Raw genomic sequence first — 19,264 nt, forward strand, 5'->3', positions numbered from 1 at the left:
GTCACTTCAGCGCCTTGAACCGCAACCGGTGCGGGCCGGCGTCGTCGCCGAGGCGGCGCTTCTTGTCTTCCTCGTACTCGCGGTAGTTGCCCTGGAAGAACTCCACGTGCGAGTCACCCTCGAAGGCGAGGATGTGGGTCGCGATGCGGTCCAGGAACCAGCGGTCATGGCTGATCACGAAGGTGTTGCCCGGGAACTCCAGCAGCGCGTCTTCCAGTGCGCGCAGGGTCTCGATGTCGAGGTCGTTGGACGGTTCGTCGAGCAGCAGCACGTTGCCGCCCTGCAGCAGGGTCTTGGCCATGTGCAGGCGGCCGCGCTCACCGCCCGACAGGGAACCGACCTTCTTCTGCTGGTCCTGGCCCTTGAAGTTGAAGCGGCCGATGTAGGCGCGCGACTGGATCTCGATGCCGTTGATGTTGAGGATGTCGGCGCCGCCGGAGACTTCCTGGAAGACGTTGTGGTCACCCTCCAGCTTGTCGCGGCTCTGGTCGACGTAGGCGATGTTGACGGTCGGGCCCATGTCGATCGAACCGGAATCCGGCTTCTCGTGGCCGGTGATCATCTTGAACAGGGTCGACTTGCCGGCGCCGTTGGGCCCGATGATGCCGATGATCGCGCCCGGCGGGGCGATGAAGCTCAGGTCGTTGATCAGCAGGCGGTCGCCGAAGCTCTTGGAGACGTTCTTGAACTCGATCACCTTGCTGCCGAGGCGCTCGCCCGGCGGAATGAAGATCTCGTTGGTCTCGTTGCGCTTCTGGTAGTCGACCGACTGCAGCTCCTCGATCCGGGCCAGTCGCGCCTTGCCCTTGGAGCGGCCGCCCTTGGCGTTGGACCGGGCCCACTCCAGCTCCTTCTGGATCGCCTTCTGGCGCGCCTTCTCCTGGTTCTCCTCGCGCTTGAGGCGGTCTTCCTTCTGCTCAAGCCACTGGGTGTAGTTGCCCTTCCACGGGATGCCGCGGCCACGGTCGAGCTCGAGGATCCACTCGGCGGCGTTGTCGAGGAAGTAGCGGTCGTGGGTCACCGCCACCACGGTGCCGGTGTAGCGGGCGAGGAACTGCTCCAGCCACTCGACCGACTCGGCGTCGAGGTGGTTGGTCGGCTCGTCGAGCAGCAGCATGTCGGGCTTCTGCAGCAGCAGGCGGCACAGCGCCACGCGCCTTTTCTCGCCGCCGGACAGCTTGCCGACGATCGCGTCCCACGGCGGCAGGCGCAGCGCGTCGGCGGCGACTTCCAGCTGGTTCTCCAGGGTGTGGGCGTCGCCGGCGGCGAGGATCGCCTCCAGCCGCTCCTGCTCCTTGGCCAGCGCGTCGAAGTCGGCGCCGTCCTCGGCGTAGGCCGCGTAGACCTTCTCCAGCTCGGCCTGGGCGTTGAGCACTTCGCCGACGCCTTCCTCGACCGCCTCGCGGACGGTTTTCTCCGGATCGATCTCCGGCTCCTGCGCGAGGTAGCCGACCTTGATCCCCGGCTGCGGGCGCGCCTCGCCGGAGAAGTCGGTATCGACGCCGGCCATGATCTTCAGCACGGTCGACTTGCCGGCGCCGTTCAGGCCCAGCAGGCCGATCTTGGCGCCCGGGAAGAAGGACAGCGAAATGTCCTTGATGATCTGGCGCTTGGGCGGAACGGTCTTGCTGACGCCGTTCATGGTGTAGATGTATTGCGACATGGGTGCTCCGCAGGCGTGCGCCCGGCGGCCTGCGGGGCAGGGCCGGGGGAGAGGGGATTCAGAAGCCGGCCATTATCGCGGATCGCGGCGCCGGCTGCAGCCGGGTGGCGGACCCTGGTAGGAGCGGCTTCAGCCGCGATGTGGAAACGGGCTGCGGGTGGCGGCCGGATCGCGGCTGAAGCCGCTCCTACAATGGGCGGTCGGTCCGGGGGGCGCCGCCCGATGGCCCCGGCCCCGGGCGGCGGCTAAACTCGACGGCCACCCCACCTGACTCCCGGAGCGGCAATGTTCCCGCGCGACGCACGCATCGAAGGCTTTGATCCCGAACTCGCCCAGGCCATTGCCGACGAGCGCCAGCGCCAGGAAGACCATGTCGAACTGATCGCCAGCGAGAACTACGCCAGCCCGCGCGTCATGGAGGCCCAGGGCAGCGTGCTGACCAACAAGTACGCCGAGGGCTACCCGGGCAAGCGCTACTACGGCGGCTGCGAGCACGTCGACGTCGCCGAGCAGCTGGCGATCGATCGGCTCAAACAGCTCTACGGCGCAGGCTCCACAGAAGGGATGTATGCGAACGTCCAGCCGCACTCGGGCAGCCAGGCCAACCAGGCCGTCTACCTGTCGCTGCTGAGCCCGGGCGACACCATCCTCGGCATGAGCCTGGCCCACGGCGGCCACCTGACCCACGGCGCCAAGGTCAACATTTCCGGCAAGCTCTTCAACGCCGTGCAGTACGGCGTGAACGACGACGGCCTGATCGACTACGACGAAGTCCAGCGCCTCGCCACCGAGCACCGGCCGAAGATGCTGGTGGCCGGTTTCAGCGCGTACTCGCAGGTGGTCGACTGGGCGCGGATGCGCGCGATCGCCGACTCGGTCGACGCGATCTTCTTCGTCGACATGGCCCACGTCGCCGGCCTGGTCGCCGCCGGCGTCTACCCGAACCCACTGCCGCACGCACACGTGGTCACCTCGACCACCCACAAGACCCTGCGCGGCCCGCGTGGCGGCATCATCGTCGCCAAGAACCCGTCCGAGGAGCTGGTCAAGAAGCTGCAGAGCATCGTCTTCCCCGGCATCCAGGGCGGCCCGCTGATGCACGTCATCGCGGCCAAGGCGGTGGCCTTCAAGGAGGCGCTGGAGCCGGAGTTCAAGGCCTACCAGCAGCAGGTGGTGAAGAACGCGCAGGCGATGGCGAAGGTGATCGTCGAGCGCGGCTACAAGATCGTTTCCGGCGGCACCGAGAACCACCTGATGCTGGTCGACATGATCGGCAAGGGCATCACCGGCAAGGACGCAGAAGCCGCGCTGGGCCGCGCCCACATCACCGTCAACAAGAACGCGGTGCCGAACGACCCGCAGAAGCCGTTCGTCACCTCCGGCCTGCGCATCGGCACCCCGGCGGTGACCACGCGCGGCTACAAGGAGGCCGACTGCGTCGAGCTGGCCCACTGGCTGTGCGACGTGCTCGACGCGCCGAAGGACGAGGCGGTGATCGAACGCGTGCGCGAGGCGGTGTCGGCGCAGTGCCGCAAGTTCCCGGTCTACGGCTGAACCGGCCGGCCGCCCTTGCACTGCCCCTTCTGCCAGCACACCGACACCCGCGTGATCGACTCGCGGGTGTCGGATGACGGCGCCACGATCCGCCGCCGTCGCGTGTGCGAGGCCTGCGGCGAGCGCTTCAGCACGATGGAGACGATCGAGCTGAAGCTGCCGGTGATCTGCAAGTCCGACGGTCGCCGCGAGGCGTTCGACGCGCGCAAGCTGCGCTCGGGCTTCGACCGCGCGCTGCAGAAGCGGCCGGTGTCGGAAGAGCAGATCGAGGCGGCGGTGCGCGCGGTGGTGCACCAGCTGCGCATGACCGCCGAGCGCGAGCTGCCGTCGATGCGGGTCGGCGAGTTCGTGATGGCCGAGCTGCGCAAGCTCGACCACGTCGGCTACGTCCGCTTCGCCTCGGTCTACCGCGCGTTCGAGGACGTGGCCGACTTCCGCGAGGAACTCGACCGGCTCGAAAGCGACAGTTCCGGCGAGGGCCAGCTGCCGCTGCTCGGCGGCGATGCGGCCACGCCATCCAAGCCACGCAGGCGCTGAGCGAACCCGCTCCGGCGTCGCACAGGGAGCGCCCGATGTCCGATTTCACCGCCACCGACCACCTGATGATGGCCCGCGCGCTGCGGCTGGCCGAGCGCGGGGCGTTCACCACCCGGCCGAACCCGATGGTCGGCTGCGTCATCGCCCACGGTGACGAAGTGGTCGGCGAGGGCTACCACCGGCGCGCCGGCGAGGCCCACGCCGAGGTACTCGCGCTGCAGGCCGCAGGCGAGCGTGCGAAGGGCGCCACCGTCTACGTGACTTTGGAGCCGTGTGCGCACACCGGCCGCACCGGTCCGTGCGCGGACGTGCTTGTCGAGGCGGGCGTGGCGCGGGTGGTGGCGGCGATGCGCGACCCGTTCCCGCAGGTCGACGGCGCCGGTTTCGACCGGCTGCACGCGGCCGGCATCGAGGTCGGCCACGGCCTGATGGAGGTGCAGGCGCGCGCGCTCAACCGCGGGTACCTGTCGCGGATCGTGCGCGGCCGGCCGTGGGTGCGGGTCAAGCTGGCGACCAGCATCGACGGCCGCAGCGCGCTGGCCAACGGCGAGTCCAAGTGGATCAGCGGCGAGGCCTCGCGCCAGGACGTGCAGCAGTGGCGCGCGCGCGCCGGCGCGATCGTCACCGGCGCCGGCACGGTGCTGGCCGACGACCCGTCGCTGACCGTGCGGCTGGGCGACGACACCCCGTTCGAGCCGCCGCTGCGGGTGGTGCTTGACCCGGGCCTGGCGACGATCCACCGCGGCCGGGTGCGCGAGGGCGACGCGCCGACGCTGTACGTGCACGCGCCGCAGACCAAGCTCACCCGCGGCCTCAGCGCGCAGCTGGCGGTGGTCGAGGTCGAACACGGCCGGTTCGACCTCAACGCGGTGCTGAAGCTGCTGGCCGGGCGCGGCATCAACGAGGTCCACGTCGAGACCGGCGCGACCTTGGCGGCGGCGTTCATGGACGCCGGGCTGGTCGACGAGCTGTTGTTGTACGTGGCGCCGGTACTGCTGGGCTCGAAGGCGCGGCCGCTGTTCGACGGACTCAACATCGAGCACATGGCCGACCGGCTGCAGATGGAGATCGTCGACTCGCGGGTGATCGGGGGCGATATCCGGGTGCTGCTGCAGCCGAAGGGCTAGCTTTTTGTAGGAGCGGCTTCAGCCGCGATCGTGGATTCGGCGCAGGCGAACGACCAGCCGATCGCGGCTCAAGCCGCTCCTACAAAGGCCCGAACCGGCGCCTGCACCGAGTCACCGCACAACCATCCACCGCACGCAGCGTTCCGCCCACGGGCCGGTCGCGGGTGGGCACGGTGCTAGAATTCGCCGGCCGCCGCGGCGGCACACCACCACCACCAACGTCTTCAGGGCGGGGCGAAACTCCCCACCGGCGGTAGGTCGCCCGGCTCCAGCAGCCGTGCCGACGAGCCCGCGAGCGCCTCCGGCAGCACACCGCCGCAGGGTCAGCAGATCCGGTCCGATGCCGGAGCCGACGGTCACAGTCCGGATGAAAGAAGACGGCGTACGCCCGGCCCCGTGCCGTGCGTGAGCCATGCCTTGTGGCGTTTTTCGCTGATCGACGCGGGAAACATCGCCATGCTCCGAACCCACACCGTCTCCGCCGCCTGTCCGCCGTCACACACGGCCCGGGAGGCGCGCTGATGTTCACCGGCATCATCGAAGGCGTCGGCCGACTGGCCGCGCGCGAGGACCGCGGCGGCGATGCCCGGCTGCGGATAGAGGTCGGCACGCTGCCGTTCGACCACGTCCGCATGGGCGAGAGCATCGCCGTCAACGGCACCTGCCTGACGGTGGTCGCCTTCGACGCCGGCGCGTTCGAGGCCGACGCCTCCAACGAGACCCTGGCGCTGACCACGCTCGGCCGCCTGCCGGTTGGTGCCGCGGTCAACCTGGAGCGGGCGATGCGGCCCGACGACCGCCTCGGCGGCCATCTCGTCAGCGGCCACGTCGACGGCGTCGGCGCGGTCGAGTCGATGGCCGACGACGCCCGTGCCCAGCGCTGGCGCTTCAGCGCACCGGCCGCGGTGCTGCGCTACGTCGCGAAGAAGGGCTCGATCTGCGTCGACGGGGTCAGCCTGACCGTCAACGCGGTCGACGGCACCGGTTTCGAGGTCGCGCTGGTCCCGCACACCGTCGCCCACACCGCCTTCGCCGGCACCCGCCGGGGCGATGCCGTCAATCTCGAGGTCGACCTCGTCGCCCGCTACGTCGAGCGCCTGCTCGGCACCGGAGTCCGCCCATGAGCTTCGCCCCCGTCCCCGAACTGCTGGAAGAGATACGCGCCGGCCGCATGGTCGTCATCGTCGACGACGAGGACCGCGAGAACGAGGGCGACCTGATCATGGCCGCCGAGCTGGTCAAGCCGACCGACATCAACTTCATGGTGACCCACGCGCGCGGGCTGGTGTGCCTGTCGCTGACCCGCGAACGCTGCCGCCAGCTCGGCCTGCCGCCGATGGTCCGCGACAACACCTCGCAGCACCACACCAACTTCACGGTCAGCATCGAGGCGGCCGAGGGCGTCACCACCGGCATCAGCGCCTACGACCGCGCCCACACCATCCGCACCGCGGTGCGGCCGGACGCGGCGCCTCGCGACCTCAGCCAACCGGGCCACATCTTCCCGCTGCAGGCCCAGCCCGGCGGCGTGCTCAACCGCGCCGGCCATACCGAGGCCGCCGCCGACCTCGCGCTGATGGCCGGGCTGGAGCCGGCCGGCGTGCTGGTCGAGATCCTGAACGCCGACGGCACCATGGCGCGGCGGCCGGAGCTGGAGAAGTTCGCCGCCGAGCATGGCCTCAAGATCGGCTCGATCGAGGAACTGATCCGCTACCGGCTGGAAACCGAACACACGGTCGAGCGGGTCGACGCGCGCGAAATCGAGACCGACCACGGCCCGTTCCAGCTGGTGACCTACCGCGACCGGTTGAGCCACGGCCTGCACTTCGCCCTGCTGCGCGGCGAGCCCGACTCCGCGACCCCGACGCTGGTGCGCGTGCACATCCTCAACCCGCTGAGCGACGCGCTGCACTGGCGGCGCGCCGACTTCGGCCCGGCGGTCGGCGACGTGCTCGCGACGATCGCCGCCGAAGGCCGCGGCGCGCTGGTGCTGCTGGGCGAGTCCGCCGGCCCCGACGCGCTGCTGGCGCGGATCCGCGAGCAGCCCGAAGGCAGCGACACGCTGGCCCGCGGCCAGGACCTGAGCGAATGGCGCCGCAACGGCGCCGGCGGCCAGATCCTCGCCGACCTCGGCCTGGGCCGGCTGCGCGTGCTCGGCACCCCGCGCAAGCAGATCGGCCTGGCCGGCTTCGGGCTGGAAGTGGTCGAGTACGTCTAGCGTCTAAACTACCCCTCCAATCGCCACCGACCCGCCCATGCCCCATATCGAAGGCGACCTGCGCAGCCCCGCCGGCGCGCGTTTCGCGATCATCGCCAGCCGCTGGAACCCGCGCATCACCGACACCCTCGTCGCCGGCGCCCGCAAGGCGTTCGCCGACCACGGCGTGGACGAAGGCGCCGTCGACGTGGTGCGCGTGCCGGGCGCGTGGGAGCTGCCGCTGGTCGCGGCCCGTCTCGGCACGGCCGGCCGCCACGCCGGCATCGTTGCGTTGGGCTGCGTGATCCGCGGCGACACCCGCCACTACGAGCACGTCGCCGACCGCTGCGCCGAAGGCCTGATGCGCGTGCAGATCGACCACCGCGTGCCGGTCAGCAACGGCGTGCTGGCGGTCGAGCGGTTCGAGGACGCCGAGGCACGCGCCGGCGGCACCCACGGCAACAAGGGCGAGGAAGCCGCGCTGGCGGTGATCGAGATGGCCCACCTCCTGGAGCAACTGGCATGAACCGTCGCCGCCCCGATGGCATCGACCCCGTCGCGCGTTCGCGCGCCCGCCGCCGCGCGTTGCAGGCGGTCTACGCCTGGCAGCTGTCGGGCGCCAAGGCGCGCGAGGTGATCGCCCAGTTCGCCCACGAGCAAGCGCGCGAGGTGGCCGACCTGGCCTACTTCGAGGACCTGGTGCACGGCGTGGCCGACCACCTCGACGACCTCGATGCCGCGTTGGCGCCGTTCCTCGACCGCGAGATCGAGCAGGTCGACGCGATCGAGCGCGCGGTGCTGCGCATCGCCACCTACGAGCTGCGCCACCGCCCCGACGTGCCGTACCGCGTGGTGATCAACGAGGCGATCGAGACCGCCAAGCGCTTCGGCGCCGAGCACGGCCACACCTACGTCAACGGCGTGCTCGACCATGCCGCGGCGGAGTGGCGCGCGGTCGAGGCGAACGCCGCGCGCAACCGCTGACGCGCGTACGGGCCGGGGCGTCGTGATGGAATTCGACCTGATCGACCGCATCCGCGCCCGGGTGGCGTCGCGCGACGACGTCGTGCTCGGCATCGGCGACGACGCCGCGATCCTCGCCGTCCCGCCCGGCCGCCAGCTGGTGGTCGCCGCCGACACCCTCAACGCCGGCGTGCATTTCCCGCACGACACCGCAGCGGCCGACATCGGCTGGAAGGCGCTCGCGGTCAACCTGTCCGACCTCGCCGCGATGGGCGCCGAACCGGCGTGGTGCACCTTGTCGCTGTCGCTGTCGCAGCCGGAGGCCGACCCGGCGTGGCTCGACGGCTTCCTCGACGGCTTCCTCGAACTGGCCGGCGCGCACCGCGTCGCGCTGGTCGGCGGCGACACCACCCGCGGGCCGCTGTCGATCAGCGTCACCATGCACGGGCTGGTCGAGCCGGGCAGGGCGCTGCGCCGCGACGGCGCGCGTGCCGGCGACGACATCTGGGTCAGCGGCACGCTCGGCGACGCCGCGGGCGCATTGGCATTGCTGCAGCGGCCGGCGCAACCGGTGGTCGCCGCCGCCTGCGAAGCCGGGCCGGTGCTGGCGGCGGCACCGGCCGACGCCGCGGCCGGGGCGCTGCCGGCGTTGCGGCCGCGGCTGGACCGGCCGACGCCGCGGGTCGAACTGGGACGCGCCCTCGCCGGACTCGCGCATGCCGCGGTCGACGTGTCCGACGGCGTGCTGGCCGACCTCGGCCATGTCTGCCGCGCCAGCGGTGTCGGCGCCGAGGTCGACATCGACGCGCTGCCGTGTTCGGTCGCGCTGGACGAAGCGTTCGACGTGCCGCGACGCCGCTCGCTGCAGGCGGCCGGTGGCGACGACTACGAGTTGTGCTTCACCGCACCGCCCAACCGGCGGGCGCCGATCGAGGCGCTCGCTGGCGCGCTCGGCGTGCCGCTGGCGCGCATCGGCCATGTCACCAATGGCGTTGGCGTCGTCGCGCGCGACCGCGACGGTGCGCCGTGGACGCCGAAGCGCGTCGGCTATGCGCATTTCGCGGAGCCTGGGCCCTAGCACGTCCCGTGTAACGGCCAAACCGCGGGCCGTCGTTTCGCGCTCTTGTAGGAGCGGCTTCAGCCGCGATCGTGGAGCCGGCACGGGCGAACGATTGCCGGATCGCGGCTGAAGCCGCTCCTACGAAGACCCGGACCGTCACCGCATCTGCACCATCCCCGCACCGCACGACGGGTGAAGCGACCCGTAGGAGCGACGTGAGTCGCGACCCACTGGAAACCGTCGGCTGACGATCAACGCGGATGCACGGCCGGGCGATTGGGACTTCGCGTTGAACGCCGCACGTACCACCAGTCAGTGCGTCGCGACTCACGTCGCTCCTACGGCTTCTCCCGCGGGTGACGGCGGCCCCGCCAACACCTCGCGCACCCGCTCCCGCAGCGTCGGCAGCACCTCGCCCTCGAACCACGGGTTGGCCTTGAACCATGCGACGTTGCGGGGGCTCGGGTGCGGCAGTGGCAGGTGCTCGGGCAGGTAGCTGCGCCACGCGCGCATCGTCGCGGTCAGGCTGTCCCCGCGGCGCGGGCCGAGGAAGTACGCCTGCGCGTACTGGCCGATCAGCAGGGTCAGGCCGACGTTCGGCAGCAGCGGCAGCAGCCGCGGGTGCCAGGCCGCGCGGCACTCGGGCCGCGGGGGCGCGTCGCCGGAGCCGGCCTTGCCCGGATAGCAGAACCCCATCGGCACGATCGCGACCTGCCGTGCGTCGTAGAAGGTGTCTGCGTCGATGCCCATCCACTCGCGCAGGCGCCGGCCGCTGGCGTCGTCCCACGGTACGCCGCTTTCGTGGACCTTGCGTCCGGGCGCCTGTCCGACCACCAGCAGCCGCGCGTCGGCGTGGGCGCGCAGCACCGGCCGCGGCTCGTGCGGCAGCGCGGCGGCGCAGAGGCGGCAGCGCTCGATGTCGGCCAGCAGCGTGTCGAGGCGTTCCGTCATCGCTGCCCTGGCACGTCCGGCACGCCGTCGTCGCCATGACCACGATCGGTGCCGCCATCTCCCTCCGGCGGCAGCAACTTGCCCGGATTGAGGATGCCGTCCGGGTCGAACACCGCCTTGAGCCGGCGCATCAGGTCGAGCGTGGCCGGCGTGATCGCCTGCGGCATGAAGTCGCGCTTGGCCAGGCCGATGCCGTGCTCGCCCGACAGCGTGCCGCCCAGCGACAGCGCCAGCGCGAACACGCGTGCCATCGCCGCCTGCGCGCGCGCGTTCTGGCCGGCGTCGGCCGGGTCGTACAGCAGGTTGACGTGCAGGTTGCCGTTGCCGGCGTGGCCAAAGCAGACGATCGGCAGCGCGAACTCGCGCGACAGTGCCTGCACGCCGTCGACCAGCGGCGGGATGCGCGATACCGGCACCACCACGTCTTCGTTGATCTTGCCCGGCGCCAGCGTGCGCAGCGCCGGCGACAGCGCCTTGCGCGCGGCCCACAGGCGCGCGCGCGCGGCCTCGTCGGCGGCGTCGTCGAGCGACACCAGCCCGTCGCCGCCGGCGGCGGCCATCAGCGCCTCGATGTCGCGCGGCAGCCGGTCGGCGTCGCCGTCGGCCTCGATCATCAGCAGCGCGCCGGCCTCGGCCGGCAGGTCGGCGCCGCCGACATCGCGTGCCAGCCGCACCGCATCGGCGTCCATGAACTCCAGCATCGACGGCGTCACCGGTTGCGCCATCAGCCGCGCTACCGCCGCCGCGGCCGAGGCGACGTCGCGGTAGATCGCGCGGACCGCGCGGCGCGCGGCGGGTGCCGGCGCCAGTCGCAGGGTCGCCTCGACGATCAGCGCCAGCGTGCCCTCGCTGCCCACCAGCAGCCGCTGCAGGTCGTAGCCGGTCGAGCCCTTGGTGGTCGCGGTGCCGCACTCGACCAGCTCGCCGGCGCCGGTCACCGCGACCAGCGCCAGCACGTTGTCGCGGCTGGCGCCGTACTTCACCGCGCGCGGGCCGCCGGCGTTGCAGGCGAGGTTGCCGCCGACCGTGCTGAACATCGCGCTGGTCGGGTCCGGCGGCCAGAACAGCCCATGCGGCGCCAGCGCGGTCTGCAAGTCGCCGTTGAGCACGCCGGGCTCGACCACCGCGCAGCGGTCGCCGGGGCGGATGTCGATGATCCGGTCCATGCGCTCGAACGAGACGACCACGCCGCCGGCCACCGGCACCGCCGCGCCGGTGGTGTTGGTGCCCCGGCCGCGCGCGACCAGCGGCACGCGGGTGGCGCGGCAGGCGCGCACCAGTGTGATCACCTGCTCACGCGTGGTCGGCAGCGCGACCGCGTCGGGCAGCGACTGCCGGCGCGAGTTGTCATAGGCATAACCGAGCCGCTCGCCGGGATCGGTCAGCCAGCCGCCGCCGAGCAGCGCGGCCAGTTCGCGGTCGATTTCGGAGGAAAGGGGCATGGTGGCAACCGGTCGTGACGCGGACATTCTGCGCCCGCGCGCGGCAACGCTCAGTCGCCGGGGCGGAACGCGTCGCGGATCCAGTTGATCTCCGGCGCGTCCGGGTCGCCGGAGGCGTCGACCACGTCGAACCGGCAGGGCGCGTCGGCGTAGCGGCGGTGGCGCATCAGGAACAGCTGCGCGGCGCGGACCAGCTTGGCCTGCTTGCGCCAGTCGACCGAGACCGCGCCGCCGCCGTAACGGTCGTCGCGGCGGTAGCGGACCTCGACGAACACCAGCACCTCGCCGTCGAGCATGACCAGGTCGAGCTCGCCGAGGCGGTAGTTGGCATTCGCCGCCACCGGCCGCAGGCCGGCCTCGACCAGGCGGGCGCGGGCCGCGGCTTCGACCGCGGCACCACGCTGGCGCCGGTCAGTAGCGACCGGCATTGGCCAGCGGCACCGCCACGCCGGCGCTGAAGGTCGACCACGCCGGGGTGCGCTGGACGTTGCCGGAGCCGTCGATGCGCAGCACGCCGGTGGCGCCGCTGACGCTGGCCCCGGGCGACTGCGCAAGCTTGTCGAGGTACGCGGTCAGCAGCCACGCGTCATGGCCGAACGCGAACAGCCGCGCCGCACCGCCGCGTGCGGTCGGCAGCCGTTCCGCCACCGTCGCCTCCGGCGCCAGTCCGGCGACATGGCCGCCGCTGGTCCAGGTCTCGCCGGGGAACGCGATGCCGTCCAGCACGCGGTCCTCCTCCGGTTTGCCGGTGCCCGACAGCAGGTGCGAGGTCGCCACCCGCGGCAGGCCGGCCAGCCCGGCCAGCGCCAGCCGCGGCATCAGCTCGCGGGCGACGTTGCCCCGCACCGCCAGGAACACCGCGTCGATGCCGCCCTCGGCCTGCGCGTAGGGGGTGAAGTCGGCGATGCCGGCACTGGCGATGCCGGTGACGGTCGCGCCGTGCTCGGCGAGGTAGTTGCGCATCGCGTCGACGGCGCGGCGCTGGCTGTCGTCGGGGCCGGCGATGACCAGCACGTCGCGCGCACCGCGTTCCAGCAGCAGGCCGGCGGCGGCGATGCCCTCGTCCTCCGGCGACAGCGAGAAGCTGGCGTTGCCGGCCGGCGGCATGTCGCCGGCGCGGTTCAGCGCGAGCACCGGCACGGCGAGGTTGCCGCGGTTGAACAGCGCGCCGACCTCGTCGCGCCCGAGCGGGCCGACCACGAAATCGTTGCCCTCGCCGGCGGCGCGGTCATAGGCGGCCAGGGCACCGCCGGGGGTGCCGTGGGTGTCGTAGAACTGCACGTCCGGGCGTCGGCGCGACTCGCCGTAGTAGCCGGCCAGCAGGCCGTCGCGCACCGGCGCGGCGGCGGCCGACAGGTCGCCCGACAGCGGCAGCAGCACCGCCAGCCGGGTCGGCGGACGGTAACCGTCGGGCTCGGCCGGCGGGCGTGCGCTGGCGTCGAACTGCCACGCGACCCGGTCGAACGGGCGCGGCAATGGCAGCCCGCGGCGCAGCAGCGCACGGCCGGCATACGGATACAACGGATGGCCCTCGGGCAGCGCCGCTGCATGCTCGGCGAGGGTGGCGTCGTCGAGCTGGGCCAGCAACGCGTCGATCTGGCCGGCGTTGGCGGGGTTGCCTGCGAGCGCACTGGCCTGGTCGATCAGCGGGTTCTGCGGCGCGCTCGCGGTGGTCGAACTCGACCGCGTCGGCCCGATCGCGCAGCCACCCAGCAGGGCGGTGGTGACCAGTACCGCGGCCAGCCAGCGCAGGCGGGTGGCGGAAGGCTTGTGATTCATCGCGTACGCACCGCGCGCGGCGCTCCGTTGGGGGACCGGTGGATTCTAACCATCGCCCCGCATGGCGTCCGCGACGGCAGCCCGAGACAAGCCCGCCGCCCCCGCCTACCATCGTCGCGATGCAGACCCCCGGCACCCTCCACGTCGTCGCGACCCCGATCGGCAACCTCGGCGACCTCAGCCCGCGTGCGCTCGAGACGTTGCGCACGGTCGACGCGATCTGCGCCGAGGACACCCGCCACACCCGCCAGTTGCTGGGCCACTTCGGCGTCGAACGCCCGTTGCTGGCCCTGCATCAGCACAACGAGGACGCGCAGGCGGCGCAGCTGGTGGCGCGGTTGCAGGCGGGCGAATCACTGGCGCTGGTGTCGGACGCCGGCACGCCGCTGGTCAGCGATCCGGGCTTCCGGCTGGTCGGCGCGGCGCGTGCGGCCGGGGTGCGGGTGTCGCCGGTGCCGGGCGCGTGCGCGGCGATCGCGGCGCTGAGCGTGGCGGGGGTGGCGTCGGACCGGTTCGTGTTCGAGGGCTTCCTGCCGGCCAAGGCCGGCGCCCGGCGCGAGCGGTTGTCGAAGCTGGCGGCCGAGCCGCGCACGCTGATCTTCTACGAGTCGGCGCACCGCATCGGCGAGTCGCTGGCCGACCTGGCGGCGGCGTTCGGTGGCGCGCGCCGGGCGGTGCTGGCGCGGGAGCTGACCAAGCTGTTCGAGACGGTGCTCGACGACACCCTCGCCGGGCTCGGCGCGACGGTCGAGGCGGACGTCAACCAGCGCAAGGGCGAGTTCGTGCTGATCGTCGAGGGTGCCGGCGACGACGCCGATGCGAAGCTGCAGGAAGGGCTCCGGCTGTACGCGAAGCTCTCCGAACACCTGCCGCCGTCGACCGCCGCCAAGCTCGCGGCCGAACTCAGCGGAGCGCCGCGCAAGGCGCTTTACGGGGCGGGTTGAGGGTTCTCGGTCGCCAGTTTAAGAGCAACAGCAACAGGTGGGTTCTCGGCTTCGGCGAGAGCGGCGCCCTGGCGGGGTGTTGGCTCCGCCCTCGGTCGAACCATCCATGGTTCGACTCGGGGCCGTGCGCCATCCTTGGCGCACTCTCCGCAACACCCCGCCAGGACGCCGCATCGGCGTATGTGTGACGTTGGCTCTGACGAGAAACGGCGTGACCTGACGTAGCTGCGGGGTCTATCGCCCTGGCGCCGGTGATTTCATCCACCCGGTTCCGTTGCTGGCGGGTCGAATTCGGACGGTTCCATGTCCAGCCACGACGGCACGTGCGTCTACTGGGTCACGCAGCCCCCTCTCCCGAAACCCGCGCCACGGCCCGTGGGCGACTGCCCTTGGGGGTTTTGCGTACAGCGCGCATGGATGCGCGCGGCGGCGAGTAGGGCCATGGATGGCCCTACCGAGCCGGGGAGCAACGCCTCCAAGGGCAGTCGACCGCGACGCGCCATTCAACGGAGCCCGCTTCTGAGCCCCGACAAAACCCTGAACCGCCACGACCCGCGCCCGGCGTCGCCACCTCGCAAAAACCACCAACCCCGGTAGACTGCGCCCGCGGAGTCGGCCAGGCAGTCGCGTCACCCTTCGGGGTGCCGAGGAAAGTCCGGGCTCCACAGGGCACGGTGCCAGGTAACGCCTGGGCGGCGCGAGCCGACGGAAAGTGCAACAGAGAGCAAACCGCCGAACGGCTCCTCCGGGAGCGCGTGGCAAGGGTGAAACGGTGCGGTAAGAGCGCACCGCGAGTCCGGCAACGGACCGGCACGGCAAACCCCACCGGGAGCAAGACCAAATAGGGACCTGAAGGCGCGGCCCGCGTCGGGTCCGGGTAGGTTGCTTGAGCGTATCGGCGACGATGCGTCTAGAGGAATGACTGTCCACGACAGAACCCGGCTTATCGGCCGGCTCCGCCCCTTAAGCAAAAAGGCACGCTTCGGCGTGCCTTTTTGCTTAAGGGCGAATACCGCTCGCTGCGCGAGGTGCAGTCCGTTCCACGTCCCGGTCCGGATCCACTCTCCGTTGCCTCGGCCCCGCGTTCCCGGACTCTGGTTGATGCTGCAATGCAGCAAACTCCCGCCGGCGAATCGCCGCGGTGCTTTCACGCCTTCTCCACAACCCTGAAATCTCAAAAAATGAGACGAAACAACGGTTAGTGGATAAGTCTTGAATAAGACTCTGAAGTTCGTTCCAACTCATTGATGCGCCTAGTGAAATTGCCTCCGCAAAGTTGTTGACAACCCCCGGACCCCTCCCTAAGGTGGTCATCCGAGGGAAAACCGGGGTTTTTGTGGTTTTCGGTGGCCGCATAGGGCTCCAGCAGCCGTATGCCCAATAGGCAAACCGCCCACCAGAGGCCGGCCAACAACCAGGTGCGCAATGTTCCAGGGCGAGACCGCCATCACGATCGACGACAAGGGCCGGATGGCGGTGCCCACCGCCCACCGCGACCTCGTCGCGAGTGAATGCGGCAACCGGCTGGTCATCACCTACAACCCGTTCGAGTCCGGCTCCCTGTACCTCTACCCGTTGGCGGCCTGGGAGCGCGTGCGCGACCAGGTCAACAAGCTGCCCAAGGCCAAGAAGGTCAACCGCAACCTCCAGCTCAAGCTGGTCGGCGCGGCCACCTTCGTCGAGCTGGATGGCAACGGCCGCATCACCGTCCCGGCCAGCCACCGTGCAGCGGTCGGCATCGAGCGCAAGGCGGTGCTGCTGGGCATGGGTGACAAGTTCGAACTGTGGAGCGAGCAGGCGCACCACGCGCAGATCCAGCAGACGGTGTCTGACGAGGATCTGAGCGAGGAACTGCTCGACCTGCAGCTATGACGGACGGTGGCATGGAGCGCTCGGCGACTTCCGGCCACCTTCCCGTGATGTACCGGCAGGTCCTGGAAGGCCTGCGGGTGCGTGGGGATGGAGCCTACCTCGATGGCACATTCGGCCGCGGCGGCCACGCGCGCGGCGTGCTCGACCAACTCGGCGCCGGAGGACGGCTGCTGGTGATGGACAAGGACCCGGAAGCGATCGCCGTCGCCGAACGCGAGTTCGGGGCCGACCCGCGCGTGTCGATCTTCCGTGGCAGCTTTGCCGACCTCGCGCGCTGGGACACCACTGCCGGTGGCCTGGACGGCATCCTGCTCGACCTCGGGGTGTCCTCACCGCAACTCGATGTCGCCGAGCGCGGTTTCAGCTTCGGCAAGGACGGGCCGCTCGACATGCGGATGGACCCGGACGCCGGGCAGAGCGCAGCCGAGTGGCTGGCGCAGGCCGGGGAGCGCGAGATCGCCGACGTGCTGTGGACCTACGGCGAGGAACGCCAGTCGCGCCGCATCGCCCGCGCGATCGTCGGTCGTCGCGGCGAGCAGCCGCTGCTCCGCACCGCGCAACTGGCCGAGTTGATCGCCTCGGTGATTCCGCGCGGCGCGCAGAAGATTCATCCGGCGACGCGCAGCTTCCAGGCCATCCGCATCTTCATCAACCGCGAGCTGGCCGACCTCGAGGCCGGGCTCGACGCCGCGCTGGAGCGCCTGAAGCCGGGTGGGCGGCTGGCGGTGATCAGCTTCCACTCGCTGGAAGACCGCATCGTCAAGCAGTTCATCGCGCGCCATGCCAAGGCGCCGCCGGCCAACCGGCGGATGCCGGTCGAGGCCGCCTTCACCCCGGACCTGCTCGCGGTCGACGGGGCACAGAAGGCCGACGCCACCGAGACCGGCGACAACCCGCGTGCCCGCAGCGCCGTGCTGCGCGTGGCCGAGAAACTCCCGCGGGACACCGCATGACCGCGCGCCTGCTGCTGACCGTGCTGGTCGTCGCCAACGTCGTCACCGCGCTCGCGGTGGTGCACGCGCGCCATCGCCACCGGGTGCTGTTCGTCGAGGCGAGCCGGCTGGAGAAGGCGCGCGACGAGCTCAACATCGACTTCGGCCGGCTGCAGCTGGAGCAGGCCACCTGGGCCGAGAGCAACCGGATCGACCAGGTCGCGCGCGACCGTCTCGGGATGAAGTTCCCCGAAGGCGCCGAGATCGTGGTGATCCGTCCATGAGTCCGCGTGACCGCCGGCGCGAGGCGTACCGCGAGGGTCGGAGCGGCCAGCCCGGTCCACGTCTGTCCTGGAGCGGATTCGTCGCGCTGTTCCGCAACGAAGACGTTCGCGGCGCCCGCCGCGGCGCGCGCTACAACCCGCGCCACCGGTTGGCGATGGTGGGCGGCACGCTGGCGCTGTGTTCGGTCGCGCTGGTGGGACGCGCGTTCGACGTGCAGGTGCTCAACAACGACTTCTACGTCGAGCAGGGCGACGCGCGCGCATTGCGGGAAATACCGATCCCGACCTCGCGCGGCATGATCACCGACCGCAACGGCGAGCCGCTCGCGGTGTCGACCCCGGTCGAATCGGTCTGGGCCAACCCGCAGGAGCTGCTCAAGCACGCCGACCGCATCCCCGAGCTGGCCGATGCGCTGGGCGTGCCGACCGACTACCTCACCCGCAAGCTCACCCAGCGTGCGGACAAGGAGTTCATGTACCTGCAGCGGCGGATCAATCCCGGCCAGGCCCGCAGGATCCTCGCCCACGAAATCCCCGGCGTGTTCAGCCAGCGCGAATTCCGTCGCTTCTATCCGCAGGGCGAGGCGCTCGCGCACGTGCTGGGCTTCACCAATATCGACGACGCCGGCCAGGAAGGGCTGGAGCTGGCGTTTGACGAGTGGCTGCGCGGCACCCCCGGCGCCAAGCGCGTGATCCGCGACGGCCAGGGCCGGATCATCGAGAACGTCGACCTGATCCGCCCGGCCGAGCCCGGCCACGACCTCACCCTGACGATCGACCGGCGCATCCAGTACCTCGCCTTCCGCGAGCTGCGCAACGCGCTGCTCGAAGCCAGCGCCAGCAGCGGCTCGGTCGTGGTGCTCGACATCGCCACCAGCGAAGTGCTGGCGATGGCCAACCTGCCCAGCTACAACCCCAACGACCTCGATGGCGGGCGCAGCGACGCGCGCCGCAACCGCGCGGTCACCGACGTGGTCGAGCCCGGCTCGACGATGAAGCCGATCACCGTCGCCGCCGCACTCACCCGCGGCATCGTCACCCCGTCGACCATTGTCGACACCTCGCCGGGCTACATGGCCAACGGCCGTTACACCATCAACGATTTCCGCAACTACGGCGCGCTGACGGTCACCGGCATCATCACGAACAGTTCCAACGTCGGCTCGGCCAAGCTCGCCGAACGCCTGCCGGACGACTATTTCCACGGCTTCATCGAGCGTTTCGGCTACGGCCACAAGCCGGACAGCGGGTTCCCGGGCGAATCCTCGGGCGTGCTTGCCGCGCCCGACCAGTGGAGCGGCACCACCAAGCGCACCATGTCCTACGGCTATGGCCTGTCGGCGACGCCGCTGCAGATCGCGATGGCCTACGCCGCCCTGGCCAACGACGGCGTGCTGACCGCCCCTACGTTCGTCAAGGGCCAGCGCAACGAAGGCGAGCAGATCATCGAGCCCGAGGTCGCCGACCAGGTGCTGCGGATGATGCAGACCGTCACCGAGAAGGGCGGCACCGCCACCGGCGCGGCGATCCTCGGCTACCACGTCGGCGGCAAGACCGGCACCGCGCGCAAGTTCAGCCCGACCGGCGGCTACTCCGACAAGTACATCGCGCTGTTCGCCGGGGTGGTGCCGATCGAGAACCCGCGCTTCGCCATGGTGGTGGTGGTCAACGAGCCCGACTCCAGCAAGGGCCACGGCTACGGCGGTGGCGCGGTCGCGGCCCCGGTTTTCCGGAACGTCATGGCCGGCGCGCTGCGGCTGATGGACGTACCGCCGGACGACATCGAGACCTGGCTGGCCGCGCAGGCCGAAGCGCAGGCCAAGCGTGCCCGCCAGAACGGTGGCCGCACCCCGGACGACGCGCCCGTGCTGCCCGCCGTCGCCACGGCCACAACCGGCACGCTGCCGGCGCCGGTGTCGTTGCCCGACCCGGTCAGCATCGGAGGCGCGCGATGAGCCG

General features: G+C 71.1%; 18 protein-coding genes, 1 other RNA gene and 1 riboswitch. Of the genes, 14 read left to right on the plus strand and 5 right to left on the minus strand.

From position 1 onward, the window contains the following. Position 1: 1 nt before the first annotated feature. A complete protein-coding gene (gene ettA, locus U8331_RS03035) occupies positions 2 to 1,663 on the minus strand; it encodes an energy-dependent translational throttle protein EttA (protein WP_481132163.1) in 1,662 nt (553 codons plus the stop codon). 285 nt (positions 1,664 to 1,948) lie between these two features. Here ettA and glyA point away from each other — a divergent pair, with 285 nt between their 5' ends. From glyA to thiL, 8 genes are all read left to right on the plus strand, one after another. Further along, complete coding sequence (gene glyA, locus U8331_RS03040; protein ID WP_481132164.1) at positions 1,949 to 3,217, plus strand: serine hydroxymethyltransferase; 1,269 nt, start codon at positions 1,949 to 1,951, stop codon at positions 3,215 to 3,217. Positions 3,218 to 3,232: 15 nt separating this feature from the next. Then, on the plus strand, positions 3,233 to 3,754 hold the full coding sequence (gene nrdR, locus U8331_RS03045) for a transcriptional regulator NrdR (RefSeq protein ID WP_481132165.1): 522 nt from the start codon (positions 3,233 to 3,235) through the stop codon (positions 3,752 to 3,754). Positions 3,755 to 3,789: 35 nt separating this feature from the next. Next, a complete protein-coding gene (gene ribD / locus U8331_RS03050; protein WP_481132166.1) occupies positions 3,790 to 4,881 on the plus strand; it encodes a bifunctional diaminohydroxyphosphoribosylaminopyrimidine deaminase/5-amino-6-(5-phosphoribosylamino)uracil reductase RibD in 1,092 nt (363 codons plus the stop codon). A 216-nt stretch (positions 4,882 to 5,097) separates the two neighbouring features. Continuing rightward, positions 5,098 to 5,264, plus strand: a riboswitch (FMN riboswitch). A gap of 138 nt (positions 5,265 to 5,402) precedes the next feature. After that, the gene (locus U8331_RS03055) at positions 5,403 to 6,005 is read left to right on the plus strand and encodes a riboflavin synthase (protein WP_481132167.1); all 603 of its coding nucleotides are present in this window, start codon (positions 5,403 to 5,405) and stop codon (positions 6,003 to 6,005) included. Next, positions 6,002 to 7,099, plus strand: coding sequence for a 3,4-dihydroxy-2-butanone-4-phosphate synthase (ribB, locus tag U8331_RS03060; RefSeq protein ID WP_481132168.1), 1,098 nt, complete (start codon positions 6,002 to 6,004; stop codon positions 7,097 to 7,099). The genes U8331_RS03055 and ribB overlap by 4 nt, the downstream gene beginning before the upstream one ends. Before the next feature lie 37 nt (positions 7,100 to 7,136). Then, positions 7,137 to 7,604: a 6,7-dimethyl-8-ribityllumazine synthase gene (gene ribH / locus U8331_RS03065; RefSeq protein WP_481132169.1), complete on the plus strand. Its 468-nt coding sequence runs from the start codon at positions 7,137 to 7,139 to the stop codon at positions 7,602 to 7,604. Next, the gene (nusB, locus tag U8331_RS03070) at positions 7,601 to 8,062 is read left to right on the plus strand and encodes a transcription antitermination factor NusB (protein WP_481132170.1); all 462 of its coding nucleotides are present in this window, start codon (positions 7,601 to 7,603) and stop codon (positions 8,060 to 8,062) included. The genes ribH and nusB overlap by 4 nt, the downstream gene beginning before the upstream one ends. Before the next feature lie 22 nt (positions 8,063 to 8,084). Then, positions 8,085 to 9,119, plus strand: a complete 1,035-nt coding sequence (thiL, locus tag U8331_RS03075) for a thiamine-phosphate kinase (RefSeq protein ID WP_481132171.1) — start codon at positions 8,085 to 8,087, stop codon at positions 9,117 to 9,119. Between the two features lie 309 nt (positions 9,120 to 9,428). Here the strand turns inward: thiL and U8331_RS03080 are convergent, their stop codons facing one another. From U8331_RS03080 to U8331_RS03095, 4 genes are read right to left on the minus strand one after another with little or no spacing between them, the layout of a single operon-like run. Beyond that, on the minus strand, positions 9,429 to 10,052 hold the full coding sequence (locus U8331_RS03080; RefSeq protein ID WP_481132172.1) for a uracil-DNA glycosylase family protein: 624 nt from the start codon (positions 10,050 to 10,052) through the stop codon (positions 9,429 to 9,431). Beyond that, entirely contained in the window at positions 10,049 to 11,494 is a 1,446-nt protein-coding gene (locus tag U8331_RS03085) for an FAD-binding oxidoreductase (protein WP_481132173.1), read from the minus strand. Before U8331_RS03085 ends, U8331_RS03080 begins: the two co-directional genes overlap by 4 nt. Before the next feature lie 50 nt (positions 11,495 to 11,544). Beyond that, positions 11,545 to 11,922 (minus strand): YraN family protein, encoded by a 378-nt coding sequence (locus U8331_RS03090; protein ID WP_481132174.1) that lies wholly within the window; start codon positions 11,920 to 11,922, stop codon positions 11,545 to 11,547. Then, a complete protein-coding gene (locus U8331_RS03095; protein WP_481132175.1) occupies positions 11,906 to 13,273 on the minus strand; it encodes a penicillin-binding protein activator in 1,368 nt (455 codons plus the stop codon). Before U8331_RS03095 ends, U8331_RS03090 begins: the two co-directional genes overlap by 17 nt. Positions 13,274 to 13,392: 119 nt before the next feature. Here U8331_RS03095 and rsmI point away from each other — a divergent pair, with 119 nt between their 5' ends. From rsmI to U8331_RS03125, 6 genes are all read left to right on the plus strand, one after another. After that, positions 13,393 to 14,217, plus strand: a complete 825-nt coding sequence (gene rsmI / locus U8331_RS03100) for a 16S rRNA (cytidine(1402)-2'-O)-methyltransferase (protein ID WP_481132176.1) — start codon at positions 13,393 to 13,395, stop codon at positions 14,215 to 14,217. Between the two features lie 608 nt (positions 14,218 to 14,825). Continuing rightward, positions 14,826 to 15,179: RNase P RNA component class A (gene rnpB, locus U8331_RS03105), an RNA gene on the plus strand. 463 nt (positions 15,180 to 15,642) lie between these two features. Next, on the plus strand, positions 15,643 to 16,089 hold the full coding sequence (mraZ, locus tag U8331_RS03110) for a division/cell wall cluster transcriptional repressor MraZ (RefSeq protein ID WP_481132177.1): 447 nt from the start codon (positions 15,643 to 15,645) through the stop codon (positions 16,087 to 16,089). Between the two features lie 11 nt (positions 16,090 to 16,100). Then, positions 16,101 to 17,042, plus strand: a complete 942-nt coding sequence (rsmH, locus tag U8331_RS03115; protein WP_481132178.1) for a 16S rRNA (cytosine(1402)-N(4))-methyltransferase RsmH — start codon at positions 16,101 to 16,103, stop codon at positions 17,040 to 17,042. Beyond that, positions 17,039 to 17,305: a cell division protein FtsL gene (gene ftsL, locus U8331_RS03120; protein ID WP_481132179.1), complete on the plus strand. Its 267-nt coding sequence runs from the start codon at positions 17,039 to 17,041 to the stop codon at positions 17,303 to 17,305. Before rsmH ends, ftsL begins: the two co-directional genes overlap by 4 nt. A 155-nt stretch (positions 17,306 to 17,460) precedes the next feature. Continuing rightward, complete coding sequence (locus U8331_RS03125) at positions 17,461 to 19,260, plus strand: peptidoglycan D,D-transpeptidase FtsI family protein (protein ID WP_481132875.1); 1,800 nt, start codon at positions 17,461 to 17,463, stop codon at positions 19,258 to 19,260. Positions 19,261 to 19,264: the final 4 nt, after the last annotated feature.

The organism is Lysobacter sp. CC-YZS074, from assembly GCF_056739745.1.

Coding starts and splice junctions, on each gene's coding strand:
- ettA (WP_481132163.1), bottom strand. CDS start 1,663: ATGTCGCAATACATCTACACCATGAACGGCGTCAGCAAGACCGTTCCG.
- glyA (WP_481132164.1), top strand. CDS start 1,949: ATGTTCCCGCGCGACGCACGCATCGAAGGCTTTGATCCCGAACTCGCC.
- ribD (WP_481132166.1), top strand. CDS start 3,790: ATGTCCGATTTCACCGCCACCGACCACCTGATGATGGCCCGCGCGCTG.
- U8331_RS03055 (WP_481132167.1), top strand. CDS start 5,403: ATGTTCACCGGCATCATCGAAGGCGTCGGCCGACTGGCCGCGCGCGAG.
- ribB (WP_481132168.1), top strand. CDS start 6,002: ATGAGCTTCGCCCCCGTCCCCGAACTGCTGGAAGAGATACGCGCCGGC.
- ribH (WP_481132169.1), top strand. CDS start 7,137: ATGCCCCATATCGAAGGCGACCTGCGCAGCCCCGCCGGCGCGCGTTTC.
- nusB (WP_481132170.1), top strand. CDS start 7,601: ATGAACCGTCGCCGCCCCGATGGCATCGACCCCGTCGCGCGTTCGCGC.
- U8331_RS03080 (WP_481132172.1), bottom strand. CDS start 10,052: ATGACGGAACGCCTCGACACGCTGCTGGCCGACATCGAGCGCTGCCGC.
- U8331_RS03085 (WP_481132173.1), bottom strand. CDS start 11,494: ATGCCCCTTTCCTCCGAAATCGACCGCGAACTGGCCGCGCTGCTCGGC.
- U8331_RS03090 (WP_481132174.1), bottom strand. CDS start 11,922: ATGCCGGTCGCTACTGACCGGCGCCAGCGTGGTGCCGCGGTCGAAGCC.
- U8331_RS03095 (WP_481132175.1), bottom strand. CDS start 13,273: ATGAATCACAAGCCTTCCGCCACCCGCCTGCGCTGGCTGGCCGCGGTA.
- rsmI (WP_481132176.1), top strand. CDS start 13,393: ATGCAGACCCCCGGCACCCTCCACGTCGTCGCGACCCCGATCGGCAAC.
- mraZ (WP_481132177.1), top strand. CDS start 15,643: ATGTTCCAGGGCGAGACCGCCATCACGATCGACGACAAGGGCCGGATG.
- rsmH (WP_481132178.1), top strand. CDS start 16,101: ATGGAGCGCTCGGCGACTTCCGGCCACCTTCCCGTGATGTACCGGCAG.
- ftsL (WP_481132179.1), top strand. CDS start 17,039: ATGACCGCGCGCCTGCTGCTGACCGTGCTGGTCGTCGCCAACGTCGTC.
- U8331_RS03125 (WP_481132875.1), top strand. CDS start 17,461: ATGGTGGGCGGCACGCTGGCGCTGTGTTCGGTCGCGCTGGTGGGACGC.